Here is a 24250-nt window from a genome sequence, read left to right on the forward strand (position 1 = left end):
TGCGGGGTTGACGAGCTACGAGAAGATTTACATTGTTACGCGTTTGAAGCTTGTATGACAGGGCGATGTTTTCTATTAACGGACACAGAATACGCTATTAAGCCAAAACCCATGATACTGGAACACGAACCGGACTGTGAGTCCGTTATTTGCTCCAAAATACGATGAATATGCCGGTTATGAGCCCAATAAAGGATCTTGTGTCCGATAAAGTTGTAATTAGGGCGTAATCTCGTCAAATAACGGAACTGGAGTCCGATTAGTCGGGAACAACAAGTAGTTTGGCTACTTCAAGAACAGTAAGTGTCGGCGCGGAGTCTGTAATTACTGGTGCAGCAAGCGCAAAAGGCACGGGACCCCATTCTTTCTGGCATAACAAGTACCATCAGTATCGCAATCCGTCACATCAAGCACCAAGCGCAAACGGCATGGAGCCCTATTACTTCGGCGCAACAAGTGTATCCCGCATCCGTTACCTCTGGCGCAACGAGTGCACTCGCTCCCCTTACTTCTCCTCCATCAGCTGCCGCAGCTTCGCTTCCGTGGTCGTGTCGGGAGCCGGCGTATAGATGCTGCACCGCAGGTCATCATTTCCGTACACTTTGAGCGACGTGAGCTCATATACCATTTTCCCGGCCTTGGCATGCCGGAATTCCAGATGCACCTCCGGGGCGTAGCTGACCTGGCTCTGCTCCCACATGCGGTTGAAATCCGGATGCCCGTTCTTCATTTCCTCCAAAAAATGATCATACCATTCATCCTCGACATATTGACCGTAATAGCTTCGGAACATCGACAGGAAGCCGCTGGCAAACTGCTCCCAGTTCACCGCCAGCCGCTGGAATTCCCTGCGGGTAAAGAGCAGCCGGATCATGTTCCGCTCCTCGGGCGGGATCCGGTCAAAATCTAGGAACACGTACGCGGCCGCGCGGTTCCACCCCACGATATTGCACTTCCGATCGGATATCATGACGGGACAATATTTTAGCTCGGTGATGATTTTTTGCAGGGACGGGCTGATCTGCACCGCTTCGTGTTTGACCGTATACGGCTCCGCCCCGCTCTCCAGCGCCAGGGAGTACAGATATCTGCGCTCGTCCGCGTTCAACTGCAGCGCACTTGCGACGCAGTCCAGCACGGATGACGACACCTGGATGTCGCGCCCCTGCTCGAGCCAGGTGTACCAAGTGGTACTGACGCCGGCCAACTGGGCGACCTCCTCCCTGCGCAAGCCCGGTGTTCTCCTCCGGGTACCGGGCGGCAGCCCGACGGACTCGGGAGAGATTTTGGCACGCTGCCCTTTCAAAAAAGCGGACAACGCTTGCAGCCTAACCTGGGAATTCATCTATCATCCTCCTTCCTTCAACAAGGATAGCAGTTTTTATACTAGGATAAACGATATCTTGTAATAGGATACTACACGTGACATTATAACCTTAAGATTGACAAGTTATAAAGTCCTAAGGAGGCTGTTCATCCATGGAAAGAGTCGTTATCACCGGTATGGGCGTCATATCGCCGCTCGGCCATGATGTTGATACGTTCTGGTCCCGGCTTGTACGAGGAGAATCCGGTATTGCACATATAGAAAATTTGGACACATCAAGACAAAAGGTACAAATAGCAGGCGCCGTGAAGGGGTTTGACGCAAACGCGCTGTTCGGTGCGAAGGAAGCCCGGCGGTTGGACCGCTTCTGCCAGTTTGCGCTGGCTGCGGCGGATCAAGCGATCAGCCAGTCGGGCCTTGATCTTGATCAGATCGATCATGAGCGCATGGGAGTCTACGTAGGCTCCGGCATCGGCGGCATCCAAACCCTGATGAATCAGAGCGGCACGCTGTCGTCGCGGGGTCCCGAGCGGGTCAGTCCTACCCTGGTACCCATGATGATTCCCAATATGGCGGCCGCGCTCATCAGCATTAAATACAAGGCGCTGGGCTCCACGCTGGCACCGGTTACGGCATGTTCGATCGGCAATACGGCGATCGGCGAGGCTTTCTTTAACATCCAAGCCGGCCGGTCCGACGTCATTATCGCGGGCGGATCCGAAGCCGCATTGACCGACATCTCGCTGGCCAGCTTCGCGAATGCCACCGCCCTGTCCTCCCGCAACGAGGAACCGGGCCGTGCCAGCCGGCCGTTCGATGCGGACCGCGATGGATTCGTCATGGCGGAAGGAGCCGGCATCCTCATCCTGGAGTCGCTTTCCCATGCCTTGCGCAGAGGCGCCGTCATACTGGGCGAAGTTATCGGTTACGGTGCCAGCTCGGATGCCTATCATATGGTCGCAACGCCGGAAGACGGCAGCGGCGCGGCACATGCGATGAAGCTGGCGCTGGCCGAAGCGGACCTCTCCCCGGCCGACGTGGATGTCATCAGCGCCCATGCCACCAGCACGGTCATCGGCGACCGTTCGGAGACGGCGGCCATCAAGCAGGTGTTCGGCGAGGAGGCATACCGTATCCCGGTAACAGCCAACAAGTCGATGACCGGACACATGCTGGGCGCATCCGGCGGCGCGGAGGCCATTGCCCTCGTGAAATCCCTGCAAGAAGGCATTATACCGCCGACGATCAATCTCGATCATGCCGATCCAACCTGCGATTTGGACTATGTACCCAACGAGGCGAGAAGCGCCAAGCTCCGCATTGGCATGTCCAATTCCTTCGGCTTCGGCGGACATAACTCGGCGATTATCCTCAAGAGATATGAGAGCGAATAACGATGAGACTAAAAGCCCCCAGTGAAAACTGGGGGCTTTTTCTTGTTGCGATTGTTGAAGGATAAGTTGAATATGAAGACAGAAACGCCTTTAGAAATTTTTTTTCGCAGAATCAAACTTTTTGAAAGACTCGCACGTCTTGCTTCCGTAAGTCAATTGCAATTGATGGTTACCCGCGCGGGCCCAAAGGAGTGTCATATTTACATGAGAGGCGGCCGGAAGCTTGAGAAGCTTCTTATCCAATGCATAACCGAAAATCAGGACAGCGCCTACCGGCTGGCATACAGCTACGTCAGAAATAAAGAGGATGCCCTCGATATCGTTCAGGATGCGATCCACAAAGCATTTTTATCCATGGAAAAGCTGAAGCAGACGGGTTCACTAAAAAGCTGGTTTTTCCGAATTATTGTCACAACCTCCCTGGATCTCATTCGAAAACAGAAAAAAGTCCGCGTCATGGACGACGAGAACCTGGAGTTCATCTTACCCGGCAGTCATGACCACTATCCGAATCTGGATCTGGCCCAGTCCTTGGAGGATCTGCCTGACAAGTATCGGGTCGTCATTATTCTCCGGTTTTTCGAAGACATGAAGATTGACGAAATTGCCGAGGTGCTCCATGAGAATGTCAGCACGGTGAAAACGAGGCTATACCAAGGACTGCAGAGACTGCGGGTGAACCTAAGCGAGGAAGACCAAGAGGAGGCACAACGATAATGCATGACAAGCTGAATAGGATGAAAGAGCAGTACGAGAGCACTCCTATTCCCGACGAACTAAGCTCGGTGGTCAACAAAGCCATTGCAGCCAGACGAACAAAAAATAGAGCCCTGCCCTGGCTCGCCGGCGTGGCCGCTGCATTCGCACTGCTGTTTGCCGGCGTGAACGCAAGTCCCGCATTCGCCAAGGCCATGTCCGATGTGCCCGTTCTGGGCGAGATCGTCAAGGTGATGACCATCCGCGAATATGCCGAGCAGGACGGCAGCACGGAAGTGCATATCGAAACGCCCGGCATTGCCAACCTGGGCAATCCGGAGCTTGAGCAAACGCTGAATAACAAATACCTGGAAGAGAACAAGAAGCTGTATGAGGACTTCAAAGACGAAGTCGCCCAGCTAAATCATGAAGGCGAGGGGCATCTCAGCCTCGATAGCGGTTATGAAGTCATCACCGACAATGAACAGCTGCTGACGCTTTCCCGCTACGTCGTAGAGTCCGCAGGTGGCTCCGCCGAGTCCAGACAATACGATACGATCGACAAGATCAACCATTTGGTGATCACGCTGCCAAGCCTGTTCAAGGATGATTCCTACATCCAAGTCATCAGCGACAACATCAAGGAGCAAATGCGCCGGCAGATGCAGGATAATCCCGAAATCACCTACTGGGTAGAGCAGCCTGGCGTCGAATCCGTAATACCGGAGGATCTATTCCAATCGATCGCCAAGGATCACAATTTCTATATTGATAAGAATGGCAAACTGGTCATCAGCTTCAACGAATACGATGTGGCTCCCGGCTATATGGGCGTCGTGGAATTTACGATCCCTACGGAGGCCATCGCGGATCAGCTCGTCAGCAACGAATACATTCGATAGATCCGCCATTCATCACCAACCTACGAGTGCAGATCGTTCTTCCGATCCCCGTTGCCCCCGAATTTTCTTTTGAAATTTTATGAGTCCGTGGGAATCCGGAGGACAAGGAGACCGCTTCGCTTCTCCAAAACGCTTCTGTCTTCTCACTTTAAAGATATCAAACCTAACCCTGGAGGTAATCACGATGAAAACAATGAAGCATACAAGCCCACTGGCCAAAACACTCGCGGCTGCCGGATTAGCGGGCGTCCTGATGATTTCCGCTTCGGGTCTGCCATCCGCTCATGTCCATGCCGAAACCAAAACTGCAGCGAGCACCGATCAGGTGAAGGCTTCGACTGCTGCCCCGCAACGGATAACGTTCAAAACACTGCACTCCAAGGAAAAATGGCTCGAAACGGATATCAAGATTCCTGTATTCCAGGGTCTGGCCGATACCAAGTACCAAGATCAGCTAAATGACATCATCGAATCCCATGCTTCCAAGGATATCGCCAAATGGGAAAAGGAGGCCTCCGAGGCTGCGGCAAATGCGGAACTGAACGGCTATACCATGCACCCTTATCAGCTGACGATCACCTATGAGCTTACATCGGATGGCACGGACGACAGCCTGATATCCCTTAAGGTCATCACGGAAGGCATGGGAATGAACAATGGCGATCCCCGCGTGGATACGTATAACTTCACGAACGAAGCCGAAGCCCAGCGCGTGACGCTGGAGGACCTGTTCGGGAAGAATTACAAATCGATCGTGGATACGGCGGTCAAAACCGCGATTGCCGCGGATCAGGACCATTACTTCGCGAACGAAGACGGATTTCAGGGCATAGACGCGGAGCAATCCTTCTATGTCGCGGACGGAACAGCCTACATCGTATTCCAAAAATACAGCATCGCCCCAGGATCCACGGGAACGCCGGAATTTGCCGTGAAGCTGCCGGATACAGCACCCGAAGAAAAGCCCGTTTCCGCCGTCTTGAAGCCAGGCGCTTACTACAAGGATAACAACGGCAAGATGATGGTTCCCGCAGCCCGCGTGCTGCGTCAGCTCCAATTCGACGTCAAGTGGAACGGCAAGAGCAAAACCGCGGAAATCTCCAAAGGCGCCGTCTGGAGCGCGGTGACGCTGAACAAGGATGCATACGCTTCGGGCAAAATGGCTCCGCGGTCGCTAGGCGCTTCTCCTGCAATTAAAGACGGCCATGTCTATGTTCCGCTCGCTTTCCTCACGGACATTCTGCAGCTGCAGGCTGACCAAAGCCCATATGGCGAGATTATGGTGACGGCAGCACAATAGCTATTTTCCACGCAGTCAGATCGTTTCTGCTTTCCATAAAGAGCTGGTAAAGTCGGGACAACGGCACAGCAGCATGGCGGCAACAAAAGAGGCCTCTCCTACACGGAGAAGGCCTCTTCTTATATCAATAATAGGGAGAATTGCCTGACGCGGCCTTCAGTACCCCGTTTTCTGCAATGAATTGGTCAACAATACCCCTCCGCCAAGGCTTCTCCAGCCCTGCCGCCCCATTCATCGTCCATCAAAAATCGGGCTTGGACATACTCTCCTTCACGCACGAAAGTCAGACGGTAATACACCTCTTCATCCTCGCAAATCTCAAAATACAAGGCATACCGCCCTTCTTGCAGCGGAAGCTCGATGACGGCGTCCGACATGACGGATAGCAGCTCCAGCTTGCCAGGATCCAAAACGTCAAACGGCACGACCATTCGGCGCTGCGCGTTCGGGTCTTCCGTGAACGCCTCTGTCAGGGCCAGCTTCACCCAAGCGCCGAAAGCATCGTCAGGAATCGGATCAAAGGTCAGATAACCGGGATGAATGACCGCGCCCTGATTGATATTGATTTCTCCCCACTGGCACAACTCCTCGTCAAAATCCCGCGAGCGGATTTGAATCTGATGGTGCGAGATGGTGAGATCCACCTCTTGGGTCAATTTTGTATGCTGCATTGTACGGCACCTCGTTTTGAAAAAATTCTATTTAAGCTGCTCCATATGGATCGTGGCCAGCCTGCGCTCTTTATCCACCTGAACCCGCATACTGACGCCCAGCTTCTCCTCGAACAATCGGGTAACATTCAGATACTTATCCTCCACCACGCCCGACCCTCCTTGGCCGTTGGAGCGCGTCATGCCTGCGGTGATAATCTCCTTCACCTTATCCCCGTCCGCTTTGGCTGCCGGGTCGTATGTAAATATGGGCTCTTTACGGTCATTATAAAAGATGATGTCCTGCCGATATTCCTTTGCGTTCACATACTCTTTCCGGGTCTCGATATAGTCCTTCTCAAGATGGTCATACTGGACCCTCCCCGCCAAGAACGGATTGTCCTCCGAAGCCTCTACCTCGAACTGCCCATATGCCAATTGATACAGCATGTTGAGGTCCGACCCTTCCAGTCTGTAATAGAGCGGGCGCAGCTCCCCCTTCTTATCGGTTGCGGCGAAGCCAGCCAGCAGCGGCCAAGCATCCACTTGTTCACCATCCACATCAACGGCGAGCTGGTATTTGGTCAAGACGACCTCATGCTGAAAAAGCCCATACGTGCGCGCAATAAAATAGCCGGGTGTCAACAACACGGCCGCCACCAACAGGATGGCTCCCCAGAGGACCCGTCTGTTGTTCATGCTGTCACCTCCCCTCGCTGGTTCTTCATCCGACTCCTAACACACCGCCTTTAGGCAAAGTTATGGGCATTAGGAGTGGTTCTATGTCTTCTGCTTCAATTAGTAGTCCACTTCTTCAATGTCGGTGCGCAGATTGCGGTTGGACGCCTGAAGCAGCTCCGTGAAGGAAGGCGCGATATAGTACACAAAATCAGGATCATGCACGTACATGATGATCTGCCCGGACGTTCCCGGCTCAGCCGGATCGAAATCCAGCATCAGATACAATGAGCCGCCCGCCATCGTGGCAAACGGATACCATGCCTTGTGGAACAGGTACGGTTTAATTTCCGGATCCAGCCGCTGTACCTCCTCTGGACCGTAGTATACATCGAGCCGTTCGTCCCGCTCGCAGAAATATGATTTGATTTCCCTCATCTCATCCAGGCTCATCAGATAGAACGGGGTGTATTCGCCATCTCCCTCGTTACCGGGATAGAGCACGTGGAATGCGTACCCGCTGCCGTCCTTCTTGCTGTAGAACGAACGGAAATCCTCCGGCAAAGCGATCCCGAAATCCTCTTCAAATTGCTTCAATCGATCCGAGGGCGCTCCCTCCAATTGTTTATACTCGCCCAGCAGATCCCGAAGATCTTCGGCCACCTTCTCCTCCAGCAGCTGCTCCAGCTCGGTCATCAGACCATCGATGACAGCATTCATATAAACATCCCCTCCGTTTTAGAGCATGTCCGCTCATTCCAAGCGGCAGGCTTTCCCTTTACTAAAAAGTATATAGAACCCGCCCCAATGAAAACAACATGTCCAGCGGCATGCAAAAAAAGGGACAAAATCCCTGTTGAGATGTCCGTTTTTGTTCTTTTATGAAAAAACCCCGGGTATCTTCGCTTCCGGCTGCTGCGCTTGTCATCCATACATAAAAGGCCGATAATGGAAGCAGATTTCGATCACGAAGATAACTTGGAGATGGGGAGGCTAAACGATGGAATACGTCTACTTGGGAAGAACCGGACTTGAAGTATCCCGCTTCTGTCTGGGAACCATGACTTACGGAGATTGGGATTTGGACGAGAAGACCTCGCTCGGCATTATCGACAAGGTGCTGGATTCGGGGATTAATTTTATCGATACGGCAGATACCTATGGCAAGGGTACGAGCGAAGAAATTATAGGCAAAGCCCTTCAAGGACGAAGAGACCGGGTGATCGTCGCGACCAAATTCAAGGTACGGACCGCCGAAGGACCGAACGGAGAAGGCGCCAGCCGTTACCGCATCATGAGACAGGTCGAGGCCAGCCTGAAACGGTTGAATACGGATTACATCGACCTCTACCAAGTGCATAGACCGGATCCTCATACCCCGCTGGACGAGACGCTGCGCGCACTCGATGATCTGGTTGCCCAAGGAAAGGTACGATATATCGGCTGCTCGAACTTCGAGGCTTGGCGTATCGTCGAATCCCTGTGGACCAGCGAGAAAATGAACCTCGAGCGCTTCGTTACCAATCAGCCTTCATACAGCATCTTCAACCGATATATCGAGCAGGAAATCCTGCGGGCTTCACAGCGCCACGGCCTGGCTACGCTGGCCTACTCCCCGCTGGACGGCGGCTGGCTGTCCGGCAAATACCGTGCCGGGCAGCCGCTGCCGGTCAATTCGCGGGGCGAGCGCATGGATTTGGATGCTCCCGGCAACCGTGCCAAACTGGACAAGGTTGAATGGCTCGCCCGGCGTGCAGAGGACAAAGGGATCACACTGGGGCAGTTCGCGCTGGCATGGCTGCTGCAGCGCAGCATCATTCCCGTCGTCGGCATCCGCAGCGAGCAGCAGCTTGCGGACAATCTGAATGCACTGAACGTGCAGCTGACCGAAGAAGATTTGAAGCTGGTGGACGAGGTGTCCCCAAGCCCATACCGGGACTTCTCCCAGGACGGCAGCTTCTGGTTCAATGAACCGCGTGCTTACCGGTTTAAGTAAGCTTAAGCGGGACCCGTAAGGCATCACCAAACCAAAAAAGCTATTTTCAATGCTGCACGCCCGGCATCGGTCAATCGATTCCGGGCGTGCATGCTATGTGGCATCCACAAACTCCAGCCTTCCGAAACGCGAGGGGATATGGTAATTGACCTCTCCGGTGGGGCTCCATGCCTGATATTCCCGGTTTCCTTGGTCGTCCTCGTCAATGCGGTAAAAATTCACGTTCCAGCATCGTCCCGCTTGCGGGGGATTCTGAAAGTTCTGCGCCGGAATGCGAATCTCGTAAACCAAATTTCCCTTACCGTCGTTCTCTACCGTGGTCAGAAGGCCGGTAAGGTCCCACTCGACATCGCTGTCCGTGATCGACTTTTGCCCATCGTTACGGATCCGCGCATCAAATACAACATTGTTCGGGCTCACCTCAAGCTCGATATATTCCAAACCTTCCCCTGCTTCATCCATAAACAGCTCCACGACATCCTGCTCATACAGCGGGTCATCCCGATGCCGATACTCCGAGACGATATGTGAATCCTGGCAAACAAACTGCACGTAGAAGCATTCGGCACTCCAGCAGGCGCGCACCTCCGTCGCTTCCTTCGCGGCAAGCCCGGTCACGGTGTCGCTCAGGGCCACAGCTTCATAGCGGCTCCAATCGACGCTTCCCCGATTCTCTCCCTGTTGAAGGTATATGGCGGGCTTGCATGGGTAAATGGCGGTATAACGCATGATCATCCCTCCGAAACATTTTCAATTGTAGTCATGATATCCTCTATGATAAGTCATACAGATTCGGTTCGCTATTCCGTGGTAAGAATAAAGATCATACGGAAATCCCATCTTTTGTTCTATGCTCCCATAGTGAAAAGAAGCGCATGCTGTGCTACAATAATAAAATTGCAAACTCTAGGGAGGGTTATGGATTCGCCATGCTCATAATTGGTATCGCCGGCGGCACCGGATCGGGCAAAACAACGGTTGCCCGCTCTGTCATTGACCGTCTTGGTTCAGATAAAGTCACGTTTATTTCGCAGGATAACTATTACAAGGATCATAAAGAGCTCAGCTTCGAGGAACGCGAAGCGATTAACTATGATCATCCGTTCGCTTTTGACAACGAGCTGCTCGTCGAGCATCTCGGCATTTTAAAAAGCGGACAACCGGCTTTCGCGCCGGTATATGATTTTACCGCCCATGCCCGCTTCACGGATCAGACCATCGAGCTGAAGCCGAACAACATCGTCATCATCGAAGGCCTGCATGTGCTGTCCGATGAGAATCTGCGCAAGCTGCTTCACATTAAAGTGTTTGTGGATACCGATCCCGATGTGCGCCTGCTTCGCCGGGTCGTACGCGATATTGAGGACCGCGGCCGAACCATCCAGTCGATCCATAATCAATACCTGACAACCGTCAAGCCGATGCATGAGGCGTTCATCGAACCCTCCAAGAAATACGCCGACCTGATCATTCCCGAAGGCGGAGAGAATGAAGTCGGCATTCGCCTGCTCTCCGTCTTGACCGAGAAATATCTGACCGGCGACCGCACGCTGTCGGGCGAATCATAAGACAAGCTTGTACGTCAGCCTTTAGGCATGTTGGCAGAATGAAAAAAGCCCGCGGATCTGTAATGACAGGTCAGCGGGCTTCTTGACGTTGTCCGTTCGCTTACGCGCTAGTAAGCCAGCCTGCTCGTATGGCTTGCATTCTTCCGTTTCCGAGCGTTCTGCGGTCTGTGCGTTCTTTTTCTCCGGAATGTACGTCCGGTGTTTTTGTTCTCCGGAATGTTGCGTTATCCGCATTATCCGCGTTTTCTGCGATTCCTGCGTTTACTGCTTTTCCTGCACTTTCAGCATTCCCAAGTCTCCTGCGTCACCGGTCCCCTCAAAACATTCAGTTCCCGGCGCTTCAGCCGTCATACGCGCGGATCGTAATCCGCAACCACGAGCACGTCCATATGCCTTGAGGATCGCAGCAGGCTCCTGATCCATTTTCGCCGAGCGAACAGCTTCCATCCGTCCATCTGCGGCTGGCCGATAATGAATTGGGTCGCCTTGACCTCGTCTGCTGCGGCGACCAATCGGCCACAACAGGCGCATGCCGGTTCCCTTTTTACCGGCAGCGGCAGCATCGTGAAGGTGCCTCCAAGACGCTCCGTTAACGTCTGAAGCGCCGTCAAGCGCTGCTCGTCGTCATGAGACAGGCTGTCATGACGCTCCAGAGGGAATGCCACATACCAGGCTGCCTTCAGCCGATGGGCGATCCGGAAGCCGCGGCGAATGAGCCGCTCCGCTTGCGGCTCCCTGCCGACCACGACATAGATAATTTCCTCGCGCCGCCACGGCCCCCGAAGCGAGCCGCTGCGCTGCCATGACTCCAGCCTTTCGTCCACATCATCCGCAATCTCCCTTAAGGCAAGCTCTCTTAGGGCGATCAGGTTTCCCGTCTTGAAAAAATGGCTGAGCGCCTGATGAATTTTCTCCTTCGCATAGATGTTCCCATCCTTCATCCGCTGCCGCAGCGACTCCGGCGTCACGTCGACCAGTTGAACCTCATCGGCCGATTGCAGAATATGATCCGGTATCGTCTCGCGGACACGGACGCCTGTAATCTGCTCGACGGCATCATTCAAGCTCTCCAGATGCTGCACGTTTACGGTCGTAATGACGGAGATGCCGGCCGACAGAATATCCTGCACATCTTCATACCGTTTCTTGCGCTTGCTTCCGGGCACATTCGTATGCGCCAGCTCATCCACGAGGACCACGTCCGGCCTCCGGCGAAGGATCTCATCGGTATCCATCTCCTCAAGGCGCGATCCCCTGTAGTCCACCCTTTTTCGCGGAAGGGCCTCCAGATTGCCCACCTGGGACAGCGTATCCTTCCGGCCGTGCGTCTCCAGCAGACCGACGAGAACCGTCAATCCCTTCTTCAGCAGATCGTTGCCTTCCCGCAGCATCGCATAGGTCTTCCCTACGCCCGGGGAGGCGCCGATATATACCTTGAACCGTCCCCGCTTGACCTGCTCAATCTTCTGATCCAGCTCCTGTTCGTTCAAGCGGTGAAACGATTCGGAAGGGAGCCGCAGCGGATGAAGCCGGGCCGGAATGATCCGCTCCCCGTCATGTTCCGCCCGATCCGCCACCATAAAAATATCAATCCCGCGCGTTTTCTTGAGCAGATCCTGAATAATCGAACCCTGCCAAAGCTCTTGCATGCGCGTCTGCTTCGAATGGCCAAGCACAATGCGTGTAACGTGGTGCTCCAGCGCATACTGAACCAGCATGTCAGCGAGCTCCCTCCGGGAACGGAGGGGCAGCTCCTCCAGCTTGGCGCCGATCCGCACCGCGAGCTTCGCCATGGAGCGCTTAAAGGCGGCCTGTTCTTTCGTAAGCTCTACTTCCGGCTTCACAAACGTAACAGCCAACAGTTCGCCGTTTAAACGCTTCGCGATCTGCTGCCCGCGCCGCATATAGATGGAACCGTTCCAATGGTATTGGGTGGACACCAGTATTCGCTCATCGGCTCCCGATGGGCCGACGAGTCCCTGTTCTTTGCGGTACCGCTCCAGGGAATGGCTCACGCCTTCGGCAACGAGGCGGAGCGTCAACTCCCGGAGCACCGCCAGATTGCCCTGCTTCCATAGGCTGCCGTCTCCAAGCAGGCCGCCTTGTGCCCGTTCCAGCATCGTTTCGGGCGTTACGTCAATAAGCACCACTTCGTCGGCGCTCTCCAGCGTATCGGCCGGTACCGTATGGCTGGCTTTAATGCCCGTCAGCTTGGAGGCAATGTCCTGCACATCCTCAAGCTCATACACGTTGACCGTTGTGATGACGCTGATTCCGCGGCTTAACAGGAATCGGATATCATCCAGCCGCGCAGCATGCCGCGCTCCCTTCCGGTTGCGATGGGCAAGCCCATCGACAAGCACTACCTCAGGGTTGCGCTGCACCAGCAGATCAAGATCAAGATCCTTCTTCTCTACGCCGTCCTCCATCCAATGAATGCTGGGCACCCGTTCCAGATCACGGACCTGCTCCACCGTTTCCGGCCGCTGCATCGTGGATACCGCGCATATGACAACATCGATGCCTTGCAGCCTCAAGGTCTGCCCTTCTCGAAGCATATGATAGGTTTTTCCCGATCCGCTCACAGCCCCGATATATACCTTGAGCCGTCCCTGATGGAGCTTGGAAATCGACCTTAAGAGCTCCTCCGGCGATTTTCTCCGAAAGGGATCCATGATCAGTCAAGGTTAAGAAGCTTTTGGAGCCCCAGATTCAGCTTCAACACATTCACGCGCGGTTCACCGAATACGCCCAAATCCCGTCCCTCCGTATGCTCCTTTACCAGCTGATCAAGCTCTGCTTCCGCAATTCCGGTTTGCTTGCTGATCCGCGGAATCTGAATATACGCGGCCTGCGGCGATAGGTGAGGATCCAACCCGGAGCCGGAATTCGTTACCAGATCGATCGGCACCTCGCTCACCGGAACGTCCGGGTTGTTCTCCGTCCACGCTTCAATTGATGCCTTCGTTCGTTCAATCAAATCCGGGTTGGAAGGGGCATAGTTATTGCTGCCTGAGCCGGCCCCGTTGTATTCAATGCTGGACACCCTGCCGTGAAAATATTGCGGCTCCGTAAAGTCCTGGCCGATCAATTCCGATCCGACCACCTTTCCGCCCCGATCCGTGACCAAACTGCCGCCGGCTTGCTTCGGCATGAGCAGGTGCGCCGCTCCCGTCGTGACCAGCGGATAAAGAATTCCGCATAACACGATAAATACAAGACTTGTTCTCAGGGCCATGCCCAGCGAGACACGGGCCGCGCCCACCCCAGCGAGAGGGGCCGGCGATGATTTCTGCAATGGCTTATTCATGGTTCCTCGATCCCTTCTTTCATATTTTCCTCAAATAGCAGCCTCCGGGATATCTCGATAGGACGGCTGCTGTTTCCGGCCTAAATCCAGAGATGCACGATCATATCGATCAGCTTAATCCCGATGAACGGCACGATCACGCCGCCTAATCCGTAGACCAGCACATTGCGCTGCAGCAGCTTCGACGAGCTCATCGGCTTATAGGCCACACCCTTCATCGCAAGCGGAATCAGCAGCGGAATGATAATGGCATTAAAGATCAGCGCCGACAGAATCGCCGACATGGGAGAACCCAGTCCCATGACGTTCAGAACGTTCATGCTAGGAATAGCAGCCGCGAACATCGCCGGAATGATGGCAAAATATTTGGCGACGTCGTTCGCGACGCTGAAGGTGGTCAGCGCGCCGCGCGTCATCAGCAGCTGCTTGCCGATGGCAACCACCTCGATAATCTTCGACGGATCCGAATCCAGATCCACCATATTGGCCGCTTCCTTGGCTGCGGTGGTACCGCTGTTCATCGCCAGCCCGACATCGGCCTGGGCCAGCGCCGGGGCATCGTTCGTCCCGTCCCCGGTCATCGCCACCAGCTTGCCTTCGGCTTGTTCTCGGCGGATGACGGCAATCTTATCCTCGGGCTTGCTCTCCGCGATGAAATCATCGACGCCCGCTTCACGGGCAATCGTCGCCGCGGTGAGCGGGTTGTCGCCCGTGCACATAATCGTCTTGATGCCCATCCGGCGCAGCTGGTCAAACCGTTCCTTCATGCCCGGCTTCACGGTATCCTTCAAGTAGATCAAACCAAAGATGCGGTTATCCACGGCGACCGCAAGCGGGGTTCCCCCCTCTGTGGCGATGGCGTCGCTATTTGGCGACAAATCCGAAGGGATGGGGCCTCCTTGCGACTGCACCCACGCCTTGACGGCATCCACAGCGCCCTTGCGGACTTTCCGGCCATCCCTCAGGTTCATGCCGCTCATCCGGGTCTCCGCCTTAAATCCGATGAATTCCGCCCCATCCGCCATGCCCTCATCCACTGCGAAACCTTCCTTCCTCAGCAGCTCCAACACCGACCGTCCTTCCGGCGTCTCATCCTGCAGCGAGCTCACCGCGGCCCACTGGGACACCGATGCCAGCGACTCGCCGCCGACGGGAATCAACCGGCTGGCCATCCGGTTACCAAACGTAATGGTACCCGTCTTATCCAGAATCATCGTGTTGATGTCACCGGCGGCCTCAACCGCTTTGCCGGACATCGCCAGCACGTTGAACTGCGTTACCCGGTCCATGCCGGCAATCCCGATCGCTGACAGCAACCCCCCGATCGTGGTCGGGATCAGACATACCAGCAGCGAGATCAGCACCGGAACGGTCAACTCGATGCCAAGATACTTCGCGATCGGTGCCAGCGTCACAACCACGATCAGGAAGATCAGCGTTAAGACGATCAACAGCGTATTCAGCGCAATTTCGTTTGGCGTCTTCTGCCGGGAGGCCCCTTCGACCAGCGAGATCATCCGGTCGATAAACGATTCCCCCGGATCGCTTGTAATCCGGATGCGGATCGTATCGCTGACAACCCGGGTCCCCCCCGTGACCGAGCTGAAATCGCCGCCGGCTTCTTTAATGACGGGGGCGGATTCCCCGGTAATCGCCGATTCGTCAACGGATGCAAGGCCCGCAATCACTTCCCCGTCCCCGGGAATCATCTCGCCCTGCGCGACCATCACGATATCTCCTTTGCGCAGAGCCGTGGACGACACGGATTGTACCCCGCCGTTCTCCATCACTTTGCGAGCCGTCATTTCCTGCTTCGACTGCTTAAGGGAATCGGCCTGCGCCTTGCCGCGCCCTTCGGCAAGCGCCTCTGCGAAGTTTGCGAACAGCAGCGTGAACAGCAGGATGACGAACACGGTCAGGTTAAATCCGATACTGCCCTCGGTACCGAAATAGGACGGAAATATCGTCATAAGCAGCACAACCAGAGTCCCGGCCTCCACGACAAACATGACCGGATTTCTCATCATCAGGACGGGATTCAGCTTCGTGAAGCTGTCCTTCAGCGCCTGACGGACCATCTCTTGGGACATCGCTTTTTTTCTCGTATTATTCATGGTAATAGGCCACCTTTTCTATTTAACGAATCGTCAGATGCTCGGCAATCGGTCCCAGCACCAGCACAGGCAGGAAGGTCAAGGCACCGATGATCAGGACCACCGCGATGAGAATGCCGGCAAAAAGCTTATTATCTGTCCGGAACGTTCCGAGCGTCTCGGGAACCCACTGCTTCCGCATCAGAGAGCCGCCCACCGCCAGCAGGGCAATCATCGAAATATAGCGCCCGATCAGCATGACCAGTCCGGTGCTGATGTTCCAGAACGGCGTGTTATCCGCAAGGCCCTCAAACCCGGAGCCGTTATTGGCAGCGGATGACGTGTATTCGTAAAGCACCTGCGAGATGCCGTGAAAGCCCGAATGGGCAATGCCCGCCTGTCCCGCATCCGTCATGAGCGCGAGCGCCGTCGGAGCAAGGATGATCAATGGGTGTACCAGAATGACAATCGCGATCAGCTTCATCTCCCGGGCCTCGATTTTTCTGCCGAGAAATTCGGGGGTACGGCCAACCATAAGACCGGCCAGGAACACCGCCAGGATCGCGTACATGAGCATGTTCATCAGCCCGACGCCTTTTCCGCCAAAAACGGAATTCAGCATCATCAGGGACAACGGCGAAATCCCGCCGAGCGGCGTGAGCGTATCATGCATGTTGTTGACCGACCCGGTCGTGGCCGCAGTTGTCACCGTCGTAAACAGGGAGGATTGGGCGATCCCGAACCGGACCTCCTTGCCCTCCATGCTGCCTTGCGAGGCGTCGATGCCCAGCTGGTTTAATGCCGGGTTGCCGTTGGTTTCCGCGGCATAGTTCAAGGACAGGAAGCCGATAAACAAGGTCATCATTACCGAGAATATGATCCAGCCCTGCTTACGGCTCTTCGCGAACAAACCAAATGTGTAAGGAAGCGCCGCCCCGAGACTCCACATGGACAGAATCTCGATCACATTGGTCAGCGGGGACGGGTTCTCGAACGGATGCGCCGAGTTGGCCCCCATAAAACCGCCCCCATTGGTGCCCAGATGCTTGATCGATTCGAGCGCAGCCACCGGACCCACCGCTATTTGCTGCTCGCTTCCTTCCAGCGTCGTGACGCTGAGCGTAGGCTTCAGGGTCTGCGGCACCTGCAGCGCCACCAGCACCATCGCAATGATGAAAGCAGCCGGAATGAATACCCGGGTATGCGCCTTAACGAAGTCCTCAAAAAAGTTGCCGACGGTCGTGCCCTTGCTGGTCACCGCCCGGATAAAAGCAATCGCCACGCACAGCCCGGTCGCCGCGGACGTAAACATCATCATCGTAATGACGGCCATCTGGGCCAGATAAGACAATCCCGACTCCCCGCTGTAATGCTGAAGATTCGTATTGGTCATGAAGCTGATCATCGTATTGAACGACAAGGTCGGTTCCATATGGCCGATGCCGTTCGGGTTCAGCGGCAGCACCTTCTGCAGCCGCAGAATCAAGTAGCCCGCCGCAACCAGCACGATATTCGTTAACACAAAGCTGACGGCATATCCTTTCCATGTCATCCCCTTGCGTTCTTTCAAGCCGATCAGAGCAAAGATCGGTTTCTCCGCCCAGGAGAACCATCTGTCCGTTCCATTGCTTTCATAACGAAACACCTGATATAGATAAGTTCCCAGCGGCTTGACCAGCAGCACTAGAACGAGTATAACGATGGCAATTTGTAAAATGCCCATGACGATGCCTTCCTCCTTCAGCCGTTTCCCTAGAATTTTTCAGGGTGAATCAGCGCATAAATCAAATAGAGAAAAATAAAAATCGTGAATATCAACATGATCATCACGGCTGATCAGCCTCCGGTTCCGAAACCACGCGCCCGCACCAGGACATAAACAGCATGAGCAGTCCGTAGGTTCCTCCCAAAATGAGCACCATAACTAAATCCTGCATGAATGTAACCTCCCCTAACTCTTGTGGCGTCAGTCCAAACGCTTAGCTCATAACGGATGCCATCAGAAAGGACACCTGATGATGATTCGTATGAAGCACCACATCGGCACCCAGCCCTTTGTATATCAAGCGCGGATTGCCGGAATGGGTGATCACGTAAATCGACTCCGAGGTCCATGTCCGGCAGATCCGCAAGTAGCGGCAGCACAGATTCAAGCTGCTTTCGAACAGAAACACCTTGCTGACGGGAAACTCGGGAATGATCCAGGTCTGCTCGTCTCTTGTATCAATCAAAATGATGGGTTTGCAGCCCAGTTCTCGCAGCCTCTGCTGCTCAGCCCGGTTGTTGGCTATAGCCGCAAACGGAACACGTTTGTGAATCAGCTGGCGGACGAATTCCTCCCCGGCCTTGTTCGGCGCGGATACCAGGATGAATTCCTGTGGTTTCTCCATCTTCGTTTCTCCTCCTAAGGTCAGAAAGAGAAGGCAACAACAAAGAAGCCTGCGGAAAGAGAAGAACTCTTCCCGCAGGCTTCTTACAGGACACGGTGAAATACACCGTGGCCCAAGTCCACGACAATCGTTGCCTCTCTCGATACGCTTACGAGGTTAGCTGACGGATTCGGGCGTGAGAGTCGCCCTACCCATAGACCGTTATCTTGTCTACAGGATTCACCCCAGAGAGATCAGGTTCATCTCCCGACTGGTTCCCCCGTTCCTTTTCCATTCAAGGACTCAGCGAAAATTAATAACGAGTAGCATGTTATTCTATTAGCCATTGACTTGTCATCCAGACTGGGCATAACAGCACAGCAACAGGAGGTTCACGCGGTGAGAGTCGCCTCTACCTTCAAATCTCAGCAAGGCCCATGGTGCCTTCGCCATCGATCCATAAAGGCTTAGGGGCAGCTCTCACACTGCCTTTAGACCTTCATGAAACGGCTGCCCGTATGCCTTGGTCGTTGATGACCGTCAATTCATAGTTCGTATCATACGTCCGGCCCCGCAGGATGTAAATGTGAGCAAAAACACATCTAGCGTTATGTCGAACAGGAACCAAGCAGTATTTCGTCTTTATCTTCCGAATACTGCTCTATACTATGTATTTCTCTTGTTTTCTCTTATTTATCGCAATCCAACGAGATACCGAGATTTTGCCACGATAATAGATGACACGGCCGATTGTACGCGTTTTCTTTTACCGTTTTCATCACATTTCGGAATCTATTCGTCCCATACGGTCATTTACTTTTCGTTTCCTCCGGCGTATGATTCATCCATCTATCCGAAACACGTGATACGCCGAGCTCCCGACAGACCGGGAGACGGGGGAACCAAAGTCACCAGTCTTCGATTGGTGAATGGGGTGAATCCGCTGCGCCTAGGATCGAAGGGCCCAGCGGTAGGGTGCTCTCAGTCCGAATCCGTCAGCTAACCTCGTAGGCGCGTTGTTGAGAGAGAATACCATCCAAGCTTTGGCATAGCGGCCGCCGGAATTGGGGCTCTAACCATAAATAGGCCTGGAGAGCGGGGTTTCTCTGCTCACCAGGCCTATTTGCCGTGCATATAACATTCTTATAAAGGAGCGTAGATCATATCATGACGAAACTCATCGAGGCAGCGCTTACACCCGTCATCGAAACCGCAGTGCCTGCATTAGGTGAAGAGACTATCCGCCATATGGAGATATTTCGTTTCGACCGGGGCTCGGCCGAACGCTTTATCCCATGGAGCGATCATGGCTGGAACTGCGGCTTGTTCAAAGTCAGCTGCAAAGACGCGGCAGGATATGTCGAATATGCCCTGCCAAGCAAGAGAGAATTTTCGGACCTGGTCCGCTGGGCATCCGTCTTCTCAAGGCTGAGAGGCATGTCCGTGACTGAGGCCATTCGCTATGCCCGAAAGCAGCAGCAGTGGGGACCCGCACGGATGCAACTTGCTGTATCGGCCCTCGCCGATCTGGAGATCAACCTGCATCGGCACATCACTCGAGAGCGTTTAGGCGGACTGCCGCTAGAGCGCTCCTTCCTTATGAATTGCTCGGAGGCGTATTATCATTTCTAGGGGCAGCAGCTACAGAGAGCTGCTGTACCCGTTTCCTTTGGATCGGGCACTTCTAAGCAGCCTGATGTTTTTTGAAACCATGAAGAACCCCGTCAAAAAGCCACTTATTTCATCAGGCATTTTGACGGGGTTCTGCAATCGGATCCCGCTCACTTGAACATATTTTTGAGCACCATCATCAGGTTGGCCGGCTTCTCTGCCAACCTCCGGGTGAAATACGGGTACCACATCGTTCCATAGGGCATATAACACCGGATACGGTAGCCGTCCTGCGCAAGCGCTGCTTGATCGTTCATTCGCAGTCCATACAGCATCTGAAATTCATAGTCCTGTTTGTCTATGCGGCTCTGCTCGGCAAATACCTTCACCCAGTCGATGATGTTGTCATCATGCGAGGCAATCGCGACGTAGGCTCCTTGGTCGAAATGCATTTTGACCAATTTCTTGTAGTTGTCAATGACCTCCCGCTTCTGCTGAAAGGCGATGGTTCCCGGCTCTTTGTACGCGCCCTTTACCAGCCGCAGATTAACGCCGGCCCTTAACAGATTCTTCACGTCCTCCTCCGTACGGAACAAGTAGGCCTGCATCACGGTCCCCACATTGGTCAGCCCCTCCTTATGAAGGCGGAGCGTCATATCGATGGTTGCCTGGGTATACGGCGAATCCTCCATGTCCAGGCGAACGAAGTTGCGGTGCTCTTTAGCCTTTCTTACCACCGACCTGATGTTTTCGTAAGCCTTCTCGGGGTCCAGGGCCATGCCCATTTGCGTCGGTTTCAAGGATACGTTCGATTGCACTTCGCGCCTCGCAATCCCTTCCACCAGCTTCAAATATTCCTCCCGGTACCCGGCCGCTTCATCCAGCGTCGTAATGCCCTCCCCCAAATGATCCAGCGTAACGAGAATGCCTTTCGCGTTCAGCCTCTCGATTTCGTCCAGCGCCTCATCCAAGGTATCGCCGGCAATGAATCGGCCAGCCAATTTCCGGCCGTACTTGATCGACAGCCATTTCACGAGTTTATTGCCGGACACCGTCAGGATCACTTTACGGTACAGCTCGGTTCCGTCCATGCGCGCGCCCCCTTTGCCAGGTAAACCAAAATGCACTCTATCTAACTCATATGCAAAAATCATGACGGCATGCAGGAAGACATACATATTTAAATAGAGGTTTTCACCAGGAGATCCTAACCATGCCACCATGACGATCCGCAGCTGGACCATTGGCCTGAAGCTTCGATTCATATCATGTTAAGGAGGGGCCTCCCCATGCGAGCACCTTTTCGGAACGAACCATTTATGGACTTCAACAACGAGTGGAACAACAAGTTATACGATGCGGCGTTATCCGGGGTCGAAGCCGAGCTTGGCCAATCGTACCCCTTGGTTATCGGCGGTGCCAAAATCCATACGGAGCGTACCGCAAAGTCGGTCAATCCGTCGCGCAAGCGCCAAGTCATCGGCGTCGTGTCCCAAGCGGATACCGAGCTTGCCGAGCAAGCCATTCAGACGGCGGCGCGTACTTTTGAGACGTGGAAGCACACCGAGGCGAACGAGCGGGCACGCTACCTGTTCAAGGCCGCGGCAATCATGCGGCGGCGCAAGCTGGAGTTCTCCGCGCTGATGACCCTCGAAGCCGGCAAGACGCGTGCCGAAGCGGACGCGGATACGGCCGAAGCGATCGATTTCATGGAGTTCTATGCCCGCGAAATGCAGCGCCTGAGCGCGCCCCAGCCGCTGACGGTCCACGAGGAGGAAGAGAATCATCTCGATTACATCCCGCTTGGCGTCGGAATCGTCATTCCGCCTTGGAACTTCCCGCTCGCGATTATGGCCGGTATGACTACGGCGGCCATCGTCTCCGGCAACACCGTTGTGCTGAAACCGGCGAGCACCACCCCGGTCATAGCCGCCAAATTCGTGCAGCTTCTGGAAGAAGTCAGCCTGCCTCCGGGTGTCGTTAACTTCCTGCCTGGTCCGGGTCAGGAAGTGGGCGACTATTTGGTGGATCACCCTTTGACCAGGTTTGTCAGCTTTACGGGTTCTCGCGACGTTGGACTGCGAATTCAAGAGCGTGCGGCCAAAACGCAGCCGGGGCAGCGATGGATCAAGCGCGTCATCGCCGAAATGGGCGGGAAAGACGCCATCATCGTGGACAACGAAGCCGATTTGGACCTTGCTGCGGATGCGATTACCGCTTCGGCCTTCGGCTTCTCCGGCCAGAAATGCTCCGCCTGCTCCAGAGCCATCGTGCATAAGGACGTTTATGATACCGTGCTGCAGAAGGTCATCGAGCGCTCCAAGAAGCTGGTGATCGGAAGCCCCTCCCATGCCGAGGCTCAGGTGGGACCCGTCATCGACGATAAGGCGTACCGTAAAATTCTCGACTATATCGAAGTCGGGAAAAGCGAAGGCAAGCTGGTACTTGGCGGATTTCCGGGCGATCCGGAGGGGTATTTCATTCAGCCTACGATTTTTGCGGATGTGGACAGCACTGCCCGTATTTCCCAGGAGGAAATCTTCGGCCCGGTGGTGGCCTTCACAAAGGCAGCCTCCTTCGACGAAGCGATTCAATTCGCCAATAATACCGATTATGGGCTGACCGGCGCGGTGATCTCGAACAACCGCGCGCATCTGGAGCAGGCACGGCGCGATTTCCATGTCGGCAACCTGTATTTGAACCGGAAATGCACCGGCGCCTTGGTGGGCACCCACCCGTTCGGCGGCTTCAATATGTCCGGAACGGATTCCAAAGCCGGCGGCCGCGACTACCTGCTCTTGTTCACGCAGCCGAAGGTGGTGTCGGAACGGTTCTGAATACGGCATGCCAAAAAAACCTCTCCATGATCATGGAGAGGTTTTTACTGTACCTTGTTTTGTCGGCATTATGCCCTGGCTTTGCCCTTCATCTCCCGGACCACCTTGCCTTCGAAGGATTGGTTCATCCAGTAGGCAAGATGAATGCCTTCTTCGCTGAAGGTGCATTCCGTCGTTAAGTAGAACGGCGTCTCGGTCAGCCTGACGGTCAGCTGCAGCGTCCGGTCATCCTTCCAGGTCATGGAGGCAGCATACGCTTGATCCGTCATCATGATCAGCTTCGTGGTTCCCGACTTCCACTCGCTCCGGCCAAGGGCAATCGAGTTGACGCCATGTTCCCCCGTAAGCTCCATCACCCCGCCATCCTCTTCAAACCGGACGGAGAACGAATGCAGCTTCTCCTCGTTCTCTTCGAGATCATAGACGATCCCGGATACGTCCTTCTCCATCGGAGATAAAGCCTCCTCGCTTGGCGGATCCAGCTTAAGCGCTTGCAGCGTTCCGGCAAGGGATGAGGCCGCGTCCGCATCGGCCGGCAGCGGATCTGCTCCCATCGCCGGCAGCAAATGCTCCCATACCTCATTCAGCACGTCCTGCATATCTCCAAGGCCGGAGGTAATCGCCAGGACCGCATCCTGCTCCGGGATCACGATGCAGAATTGTCCGAACGCGCCGTCGCCGCGGTATGCTCCATGGCGGCACATCCAGAATTGATAGCCGTATCCTTCGGTCCAGTCCGAAGAGGAATCCGCAGGTCCGTTGGATATCTGCTTGGAGGTCGCTTCTTCAATCCAAGCCTCCGGAATCAGGCGCCGGCCATCCCATTCTCCCTTCTGAAGATAGAGTTGGCCAAACTTGGCGATGTCCTCGGTCTTCAGCTTAAGACCCCAGCCGCCGGTGTTGATTCCCTGCGGGCAGCTTTCCCATGCAGCCCCCTGAATGCCGAGCGGTTCGAACAGACGGGGCTGCAAATAATCCAGCAGCGTAATGCCGGTGACCTTCTGCAGAATGGCCGAGAGCATGTACGTCGCTGCGCTGTTATATACAAAGTGGGTTCCAGGTTCATGCTCGACTGCTTGCTTGAAGAAATCATCCACCCAAATATCGGACTGGATGGCAGGCTCCTGGGCATGTCCCGTGCCCATGATCAGCAAGTCGCGTATCGTCATCGCGGACAGATTCGGGGACGGATCCTCCGGTTTGTTTTCCGGGAAAAAGCCGATCACCCGATCCTCCAGCGTAATCCGGCCCTCCTGGACCAGGAGTCCAATCGCGGTAGAGGTAAAGCTCTTGCTTAGCGAGAACAGCATATGCGGTTTGTCCGAGTCGTACGGCTTCCACCAGCCCTCCGCGACGGAATGCCCGTGCCGAACCAGCATGAAGCTGTGCAGCTCAAGCTCCTTCTCCTGAATCGAGCCGATAAAACGTTTGATGGACTGAGATGAGATTCCTTGGTTTTCGGGGGTACTTCTTGGCAATAATCGAACCGTGTTCGTGTTCATCCTATTCCGCCTCTCCC

At 54.7% G+C, this 24250-nt stretch carries 21 protein-coding genes and 2 riboswitches; of the genes, 8 read left to right on the forward strand and 13 right to left on the reverse strand.

The genetic code is table 11. The annotated features are described in order from the left end of the window. Positions 1–505: 505 nt before the first annotated feature. The gene (locus RB298_RS26350; protein ID WP_012818663.1) at positions 506–1345 is read right to left on the reverse strand and encodes a helix-turn-helix transcriptional regulator; all 840 of its coding nucleotides are present in this window, start codon (positions 1343–1345) and stop codon (positions 506–508) included. 134 nt (positions 1346–1479) lie between these two features. Here RB298_RS26350 and fabF point away from each other — a divergent pair, with 134 nt between their 5' ends. From fabF to RB298_RS26370, 4 genes are all read left to right on the forward strand, one after another. Then, on the forward strand, positions 1480–2721 hold the full coding sequence (gene fabF, locus RB298_RS26355; protein ID WP_486049304.1) for a beta-ketoacyl-ACP synthase II: 1242 nt from the start codon (positions 1480–1482) through the stop codon (positions 2719–2721). A gap of 204 nt (positions 2722–2925) precedes the next feature. Then, positions 2926–3438 carry an RNA polymerase sigma factor SigV gene (sigV, locus tag RB298_RS26360; protein WP_012818661.1) on the forward strand — a complete coding sequence of 171 codons (513 nt, stop codon included), beginning with the start codon at positions 2926–2928 and terminating at the stop codon, positions 3436–3438. Beyond that, positions 3438–4319, forward strand: coding sequence for an anti-sigma-V factor RsiV (gene rsiV / locus RB298_RS26365; RefSeq protein ID WP_486049306.1), 882 nt, complete (start codon positions 3438–3440; stop codon positions 4317–4319). Before sigV ends, rsiV begins: the two co-directional genes overlap by 1 nt. A gap of 184 nt (positions 4320–4503) precedes the next feature. Beyond that, positions 4504–5619 (forward strand): stalk domain-containing protein, encoded by a 1116-nt coding sequence (locus tag RB298_RS26370; RefSeq protein WP_486049308.1) that lies wholly within the window; start codon positions 4504–4506, stop codon positions 5617–5619. A 185-nt stretch (positions 5620–5804) separates the two neighbouring features. On the opposite strand, the gene comJ is transcribed toward RB298_RS26370, so the two are convergent. The 3 genes from comJ to RB298_RS26385 form a co-directional block, all read right to left on the reverse strand. Further along, on the reverse strand, positions 5805–6290 hold the full coding sequence (comJ, locus tag RB298_RS26375) for a competence protein ComJ (RefSeq protein WP_486049310.1): 486 nt from the start codon (positions 6288–6290) through the stop codon (positions 5805–5807). A 27-nt stretch (positions 6291–6317) separates the two neighbouring features. Then, positions 6318–6968 (reverse strand): hypothetical protein, encoded by a 651-nt coding sequence (locus RB298_RS26380; RefSeq protein WP_486049312.1) that lies wholly within the window; start codon positions 6966–6968, stop codon positions 6318–6320. Positions 6969–7067: 99 nt separating this feature from the next. Then, positions 7068–7667 carry an SMI1/KNR4 family protein gene (locus tag RB298_RS26385; protein ID WP_486049314.1) on the reverse strand — a complete coding sequence of 200 codons (600 nt, stop codon included), beginning with the start codon at positions 7665–7667 and terminating at the stop codon, positions 7068–7070. Between the two features lie 280 nt (positions 7668–7947). Between RB298_RS26385 and RB298_RS26390 the strand changes: the two genes are divergently transcribed. Next, complete coding sequence (locus RB298_RS26390; RefSeq protein ID WP_486049316.1) at positions 7948–8943, forward strand: aldo/keto reductase; 996 nt, start codon at positions 7948–7950, stop codon at positions 8941–8943. Between the two features lie 93 nt (positions 8944–9036). Here the strand turns inward: RB298_RS26390 and RB298_RS26395 are convergent, their stop codons facing one another. Continuing rightward, entirely contained in the window at positions 9037–9672 is a 636-nt protein-coding gene (locus tag RB298_RS26395; protein WP_090910183.1) for a carbohydrate-binding family 9-like protein, read from the reverse strand. Between the two features lie 200 nt (positions 9673–9872). On the opposite strand from RB298_RS26395, the gene udk reads away from it, so the two are divergent. After that, complete coding sequence (gene udk, locus RB298_RS26400) at positions 9873–10511, forward strand: uridine kinase (protein WP_012818654.1); 639 nt, start codon at positions 9873–9875, stop codon at positions 10509–10511. Between the two features lie 347 nt (positions 10512–10858). On the opposite strand, the gene RB298_RS26405 is transcribed toward udk, so the two are convergent. From RB298_RS26405 to RB298_RS26430, 6 genes are all read right to left on the reverse strand, one after another. Further along, a complete protein-coding gene (locus RB298_RS26405) occupies positions 10859–13186 on the reverse strand; it encodes a histidine kinase (protein ID WP_375121261.1) in 2328 nt (775 codons plus the stop codon). Between the two features lie 2 nt (positions 13187–13188). After that, entirely contained in the window at positions 13189–13821 is a 633-nt protein-coding gene (gene kdpC, locus RB298_RS26410) for a potassium-transporting ATPase subunit KdpC (RefSeq protein WP_192569949.1), read from the reverse strand. 80 nt (positions 13822–13901) lie between these two features. Beyond that, on the reverse strand, positions 13902–15935 hold the full coding sequence (gene kdpB / locus RB298_RS26415) for a potassium-transporting ATPase subunit KdpB (RefSeq protein WP_375121262.1): 2034 nt from the start codon (positions 15933–15935) through the stop codon (positions 13902–13904). A gap of 22 nt (positions 15936–15957) precedes the next feature. Beyond that, positions 15958–17637: a potassium-transporting ATPase subunit KdpA gene (gene kdpA / locus RB298_RS26420; protein WP_192569951.1), complete on the reverse strand. Its 1680-nt coding sequence runs from the start codon at positions 17635–17637 to the stop codon at positions 15958–15960. Between the two features lie 29 nt (positions 17638–17666). Then, on the reverse strand, positions 17667–17741 hold the full coding sequence (locus RB298_RS26425; RefSeq protein ID WP_009595876.1) for a potassium-transporting ATPase subunit F: 75 nt from the start codon (positions 17739–17741) through the stop codon (positions 17667–17669). Positions 17742–17893: 152 nt separating this feature from the next. After that, positions 17894–18304 carry a hypothetical protein gene (locus tag RB298_RS26430; RefSeq protein ID WP_090910188.1) on the reverse strand — a complete coding sequence of 137 codons (411 nt, stop codon included), beginning with the start codon at positions 18302–18304 and terminating at the stop codon, positions 17894–17896. A 129-nt stretch (positions 18305–18433) separates the two neighbouring features. Next, a riboswitch (cyclic di-AMP (ydaO/yuaA leader) is annotated at positions 18434–18602 on the reverse strand. A gap of 539 nt (positions 18603–19141) precedes the next feature. Beyond that, positions 19142–19314, forward strand: a riboswitch (cyclic di-AMP (ydaO/yuaA leader). A 136-nt stretch (positions 19315–19450) separates the two neighbouring features. Between RB298_RS26430 and RB298_RS26435 the strand changes: the two genes are divergently transcribed. Further along, complete coding sequence (locus tag RB298_RS26435; protein ID WP_213580028.1) at positions 19451–19915, forward strand: hypothetical protein; 465 nt, start codon at positions 19451–19453, stop codon at positions 19913–19915. Between the two features lie 149 nt (positions 19916–20064). Here the strand turns inward: RB298_RS26435 and RB298_RS26440 are convergent, their stop codons facing one another. Next, positions 20065–20985 (reverse strand): proline dehydrogenase family protein, encoded by a 921-nt coding sequence (locus RB298_RS26440; RefSeq protein ID WP_452516482.1) that lies wholly within the window; start codon positions 20983–20985, stop codon positions 20065–20067. 198 nt (positions 20986–21183) lie between these two features. Between RB298_RS26440 and pruA the strand changes: the two genes are divergently transcribed. Further along, positions 21184–22731: an L-glutamate gamma-semialdehyde dehydrogenase gene (gene pruA, locus RB298_RS26445; RefSeq protein ID WP_486049320.1), complete on the forward strand. Its 1548-nt coding sequence runs from the start codon at positions 21184–21186 to the stop codon at positions 22729–22731. A gap of 68 nt (positions 22732–22799) precedes the next feature. Here pruA and RB298_RS26450 read toward each other — a convergent pair whose 3' ends face one another. Further along, positions 22800–24233 (reverse strand): serine hydrolase domain-containing protein, encoded by a 1434-nt coding sequence (locus tag RB298_RS26450; RefSeq protein WP_486049321.1) that lies wholly within the window; start codon positions 24231–24233, stop codon positions 22800–22802. Between the last annotated feature and the right edge of the window lie 17 nt (positions 24234–24250).

The sequence above is a fragment of the Priestia sp. BR_2 genome (genome assembly GCF_041954005.1).
GTDB classification, from domain to species: domain Bacteria; phylum Bacillota; class Bacilli; order Paenibacillales; family Paenibacillaceae; genus Paenibacillus_AQ; species Paenibacillus_AQ lautus_A.

Coding starts and splice junctions, on each gene's coding strand:
- RB298_RS26350 (WP_012818663.1), bottom strand. CDS start 1,345: ATGAATTCCCAGGTTAGGCTGCAAGCGTTGTCCGCTTTTTTGAAAGGG.
- fabF (WP_486049304.1), top strand. CDS start 1,480: ATGGAAAGAGTCGTTATCACCGGTATGGGCGTCATATCGCCGCTCGGC.
- sigV (WP_012818661.1), top strand. CDS start 2,926: ATGAGAGGCGGCCGGAAGCTTGAGAAGCTTCTTATCCAATGCATAACC.
- rsiV (WP_486049306.1), top strand. CDS start 3,438: ATGCATGACAAGCTGAATAGGATGAAAGAGCAGTACGAGAGCACTCCT.
- RB298_RS26370 (WP_486049308.1), top strand. CDS start 4,504: ATGAAAACAATGAAGCATACAAGCCCACTGGCCAAAACACTCGCGGCT.
- comJ (WP_486049310.1), bottom strand. CDS start 6,290: ATGCAGCATACAAAATTGACCCAAGAGGTGGATCTCACCATCTCGCAC.
- RB298_RS26380 (WP_486049312.1), bottom strand. CDS start 6,968: ATGAACAACAGACGGGTCCTCTGGGGAGCCATCCTGTTGGTGGCGGCC.
- RB298_RS26385 (WP_486049314.1), bottom strand. CDS start 7,667: ATGAATGCTGTCATCGATGGTCTGATGACCGAGCTGGAGCAGCTGCTG.
- RB298_RS26390 (WP_486049316.1), top strand. CDS start 7,948: ATGGAATACGTCTACTTGGGAAGAACCGGACTTGAAGTATCCCGCTTC.
- RB298_RS26395 (WP_090910183.1), bottom strand. CDS start 9,672: ATGCGTTATACCGCCATTTACCCATGCAAGCCCGCCATATACCTTCAA.
- udk (WP_012818654.1), top strand. CDS start 9,873: ATGCTCATAATTGGTATCGCCGGCGGCACCGGATCGGGCAAAACAACG.
- RB298_RS26405 (WP_375121261.1), bottom strand. CDS start 13,186: ATGGATCCCTTTCGGAGAAAATCGCCGGAGGAGCTCTTAAGGTCGATT.
- kdpC (WP_192569949.1), bottom strand. CDS start 13,821: ATGAATAAGCCATTGCAGAAATCATCGCCGGCCCCTCTCGCTGGGGTG.
- kdpB (WP_375121262.1), bottom strand. CDS start 15,935: ATGAATAATACGAGAAAAAAAGCGATGTCCCAAGAGATGGTCCGTCAG.
- kdpA (WP_192569951.1), bottom strand. CDS start 17,637: ATGGGCATTTTACAAATTGCCATCGTTATACTCGTTCTAGTGCTGCTG.
- RB298_RS26430 (WP_090910188.1), bottom strand. CDS start 18,304: ATGGAGAAACCACAGGAATTCATCCTGGTATCCGCGCCGAACAAGGCC.
- RB298_RS26435 (WP_213580028.1), top strand. CDS start 19,451: ATGACGAAACTCATCGAGGCAGCGCTTACACCCGTCATCGAAACCGCA.
- RB298_RS26440 (WP_452516482.1), bottom strand. CDS start 20,985: ATGGACGGAACCGAGCTGTACCGTAAAGTGATCCTGACGGTGTCCGGC.
- pruA (WP_486049320.1), top strand. CDS start 21,184: ATGCGAGCACCTTTTCGGAACGAACCATTTATGGACTTCAACAACGAG.
- RB298_RS26450 (WP_486049321.1), bottom strand. CDS start 24,233: ATGAACACGAACACGGTTCGATTATTGCCAAGAAGTACCCCCGAAAAC.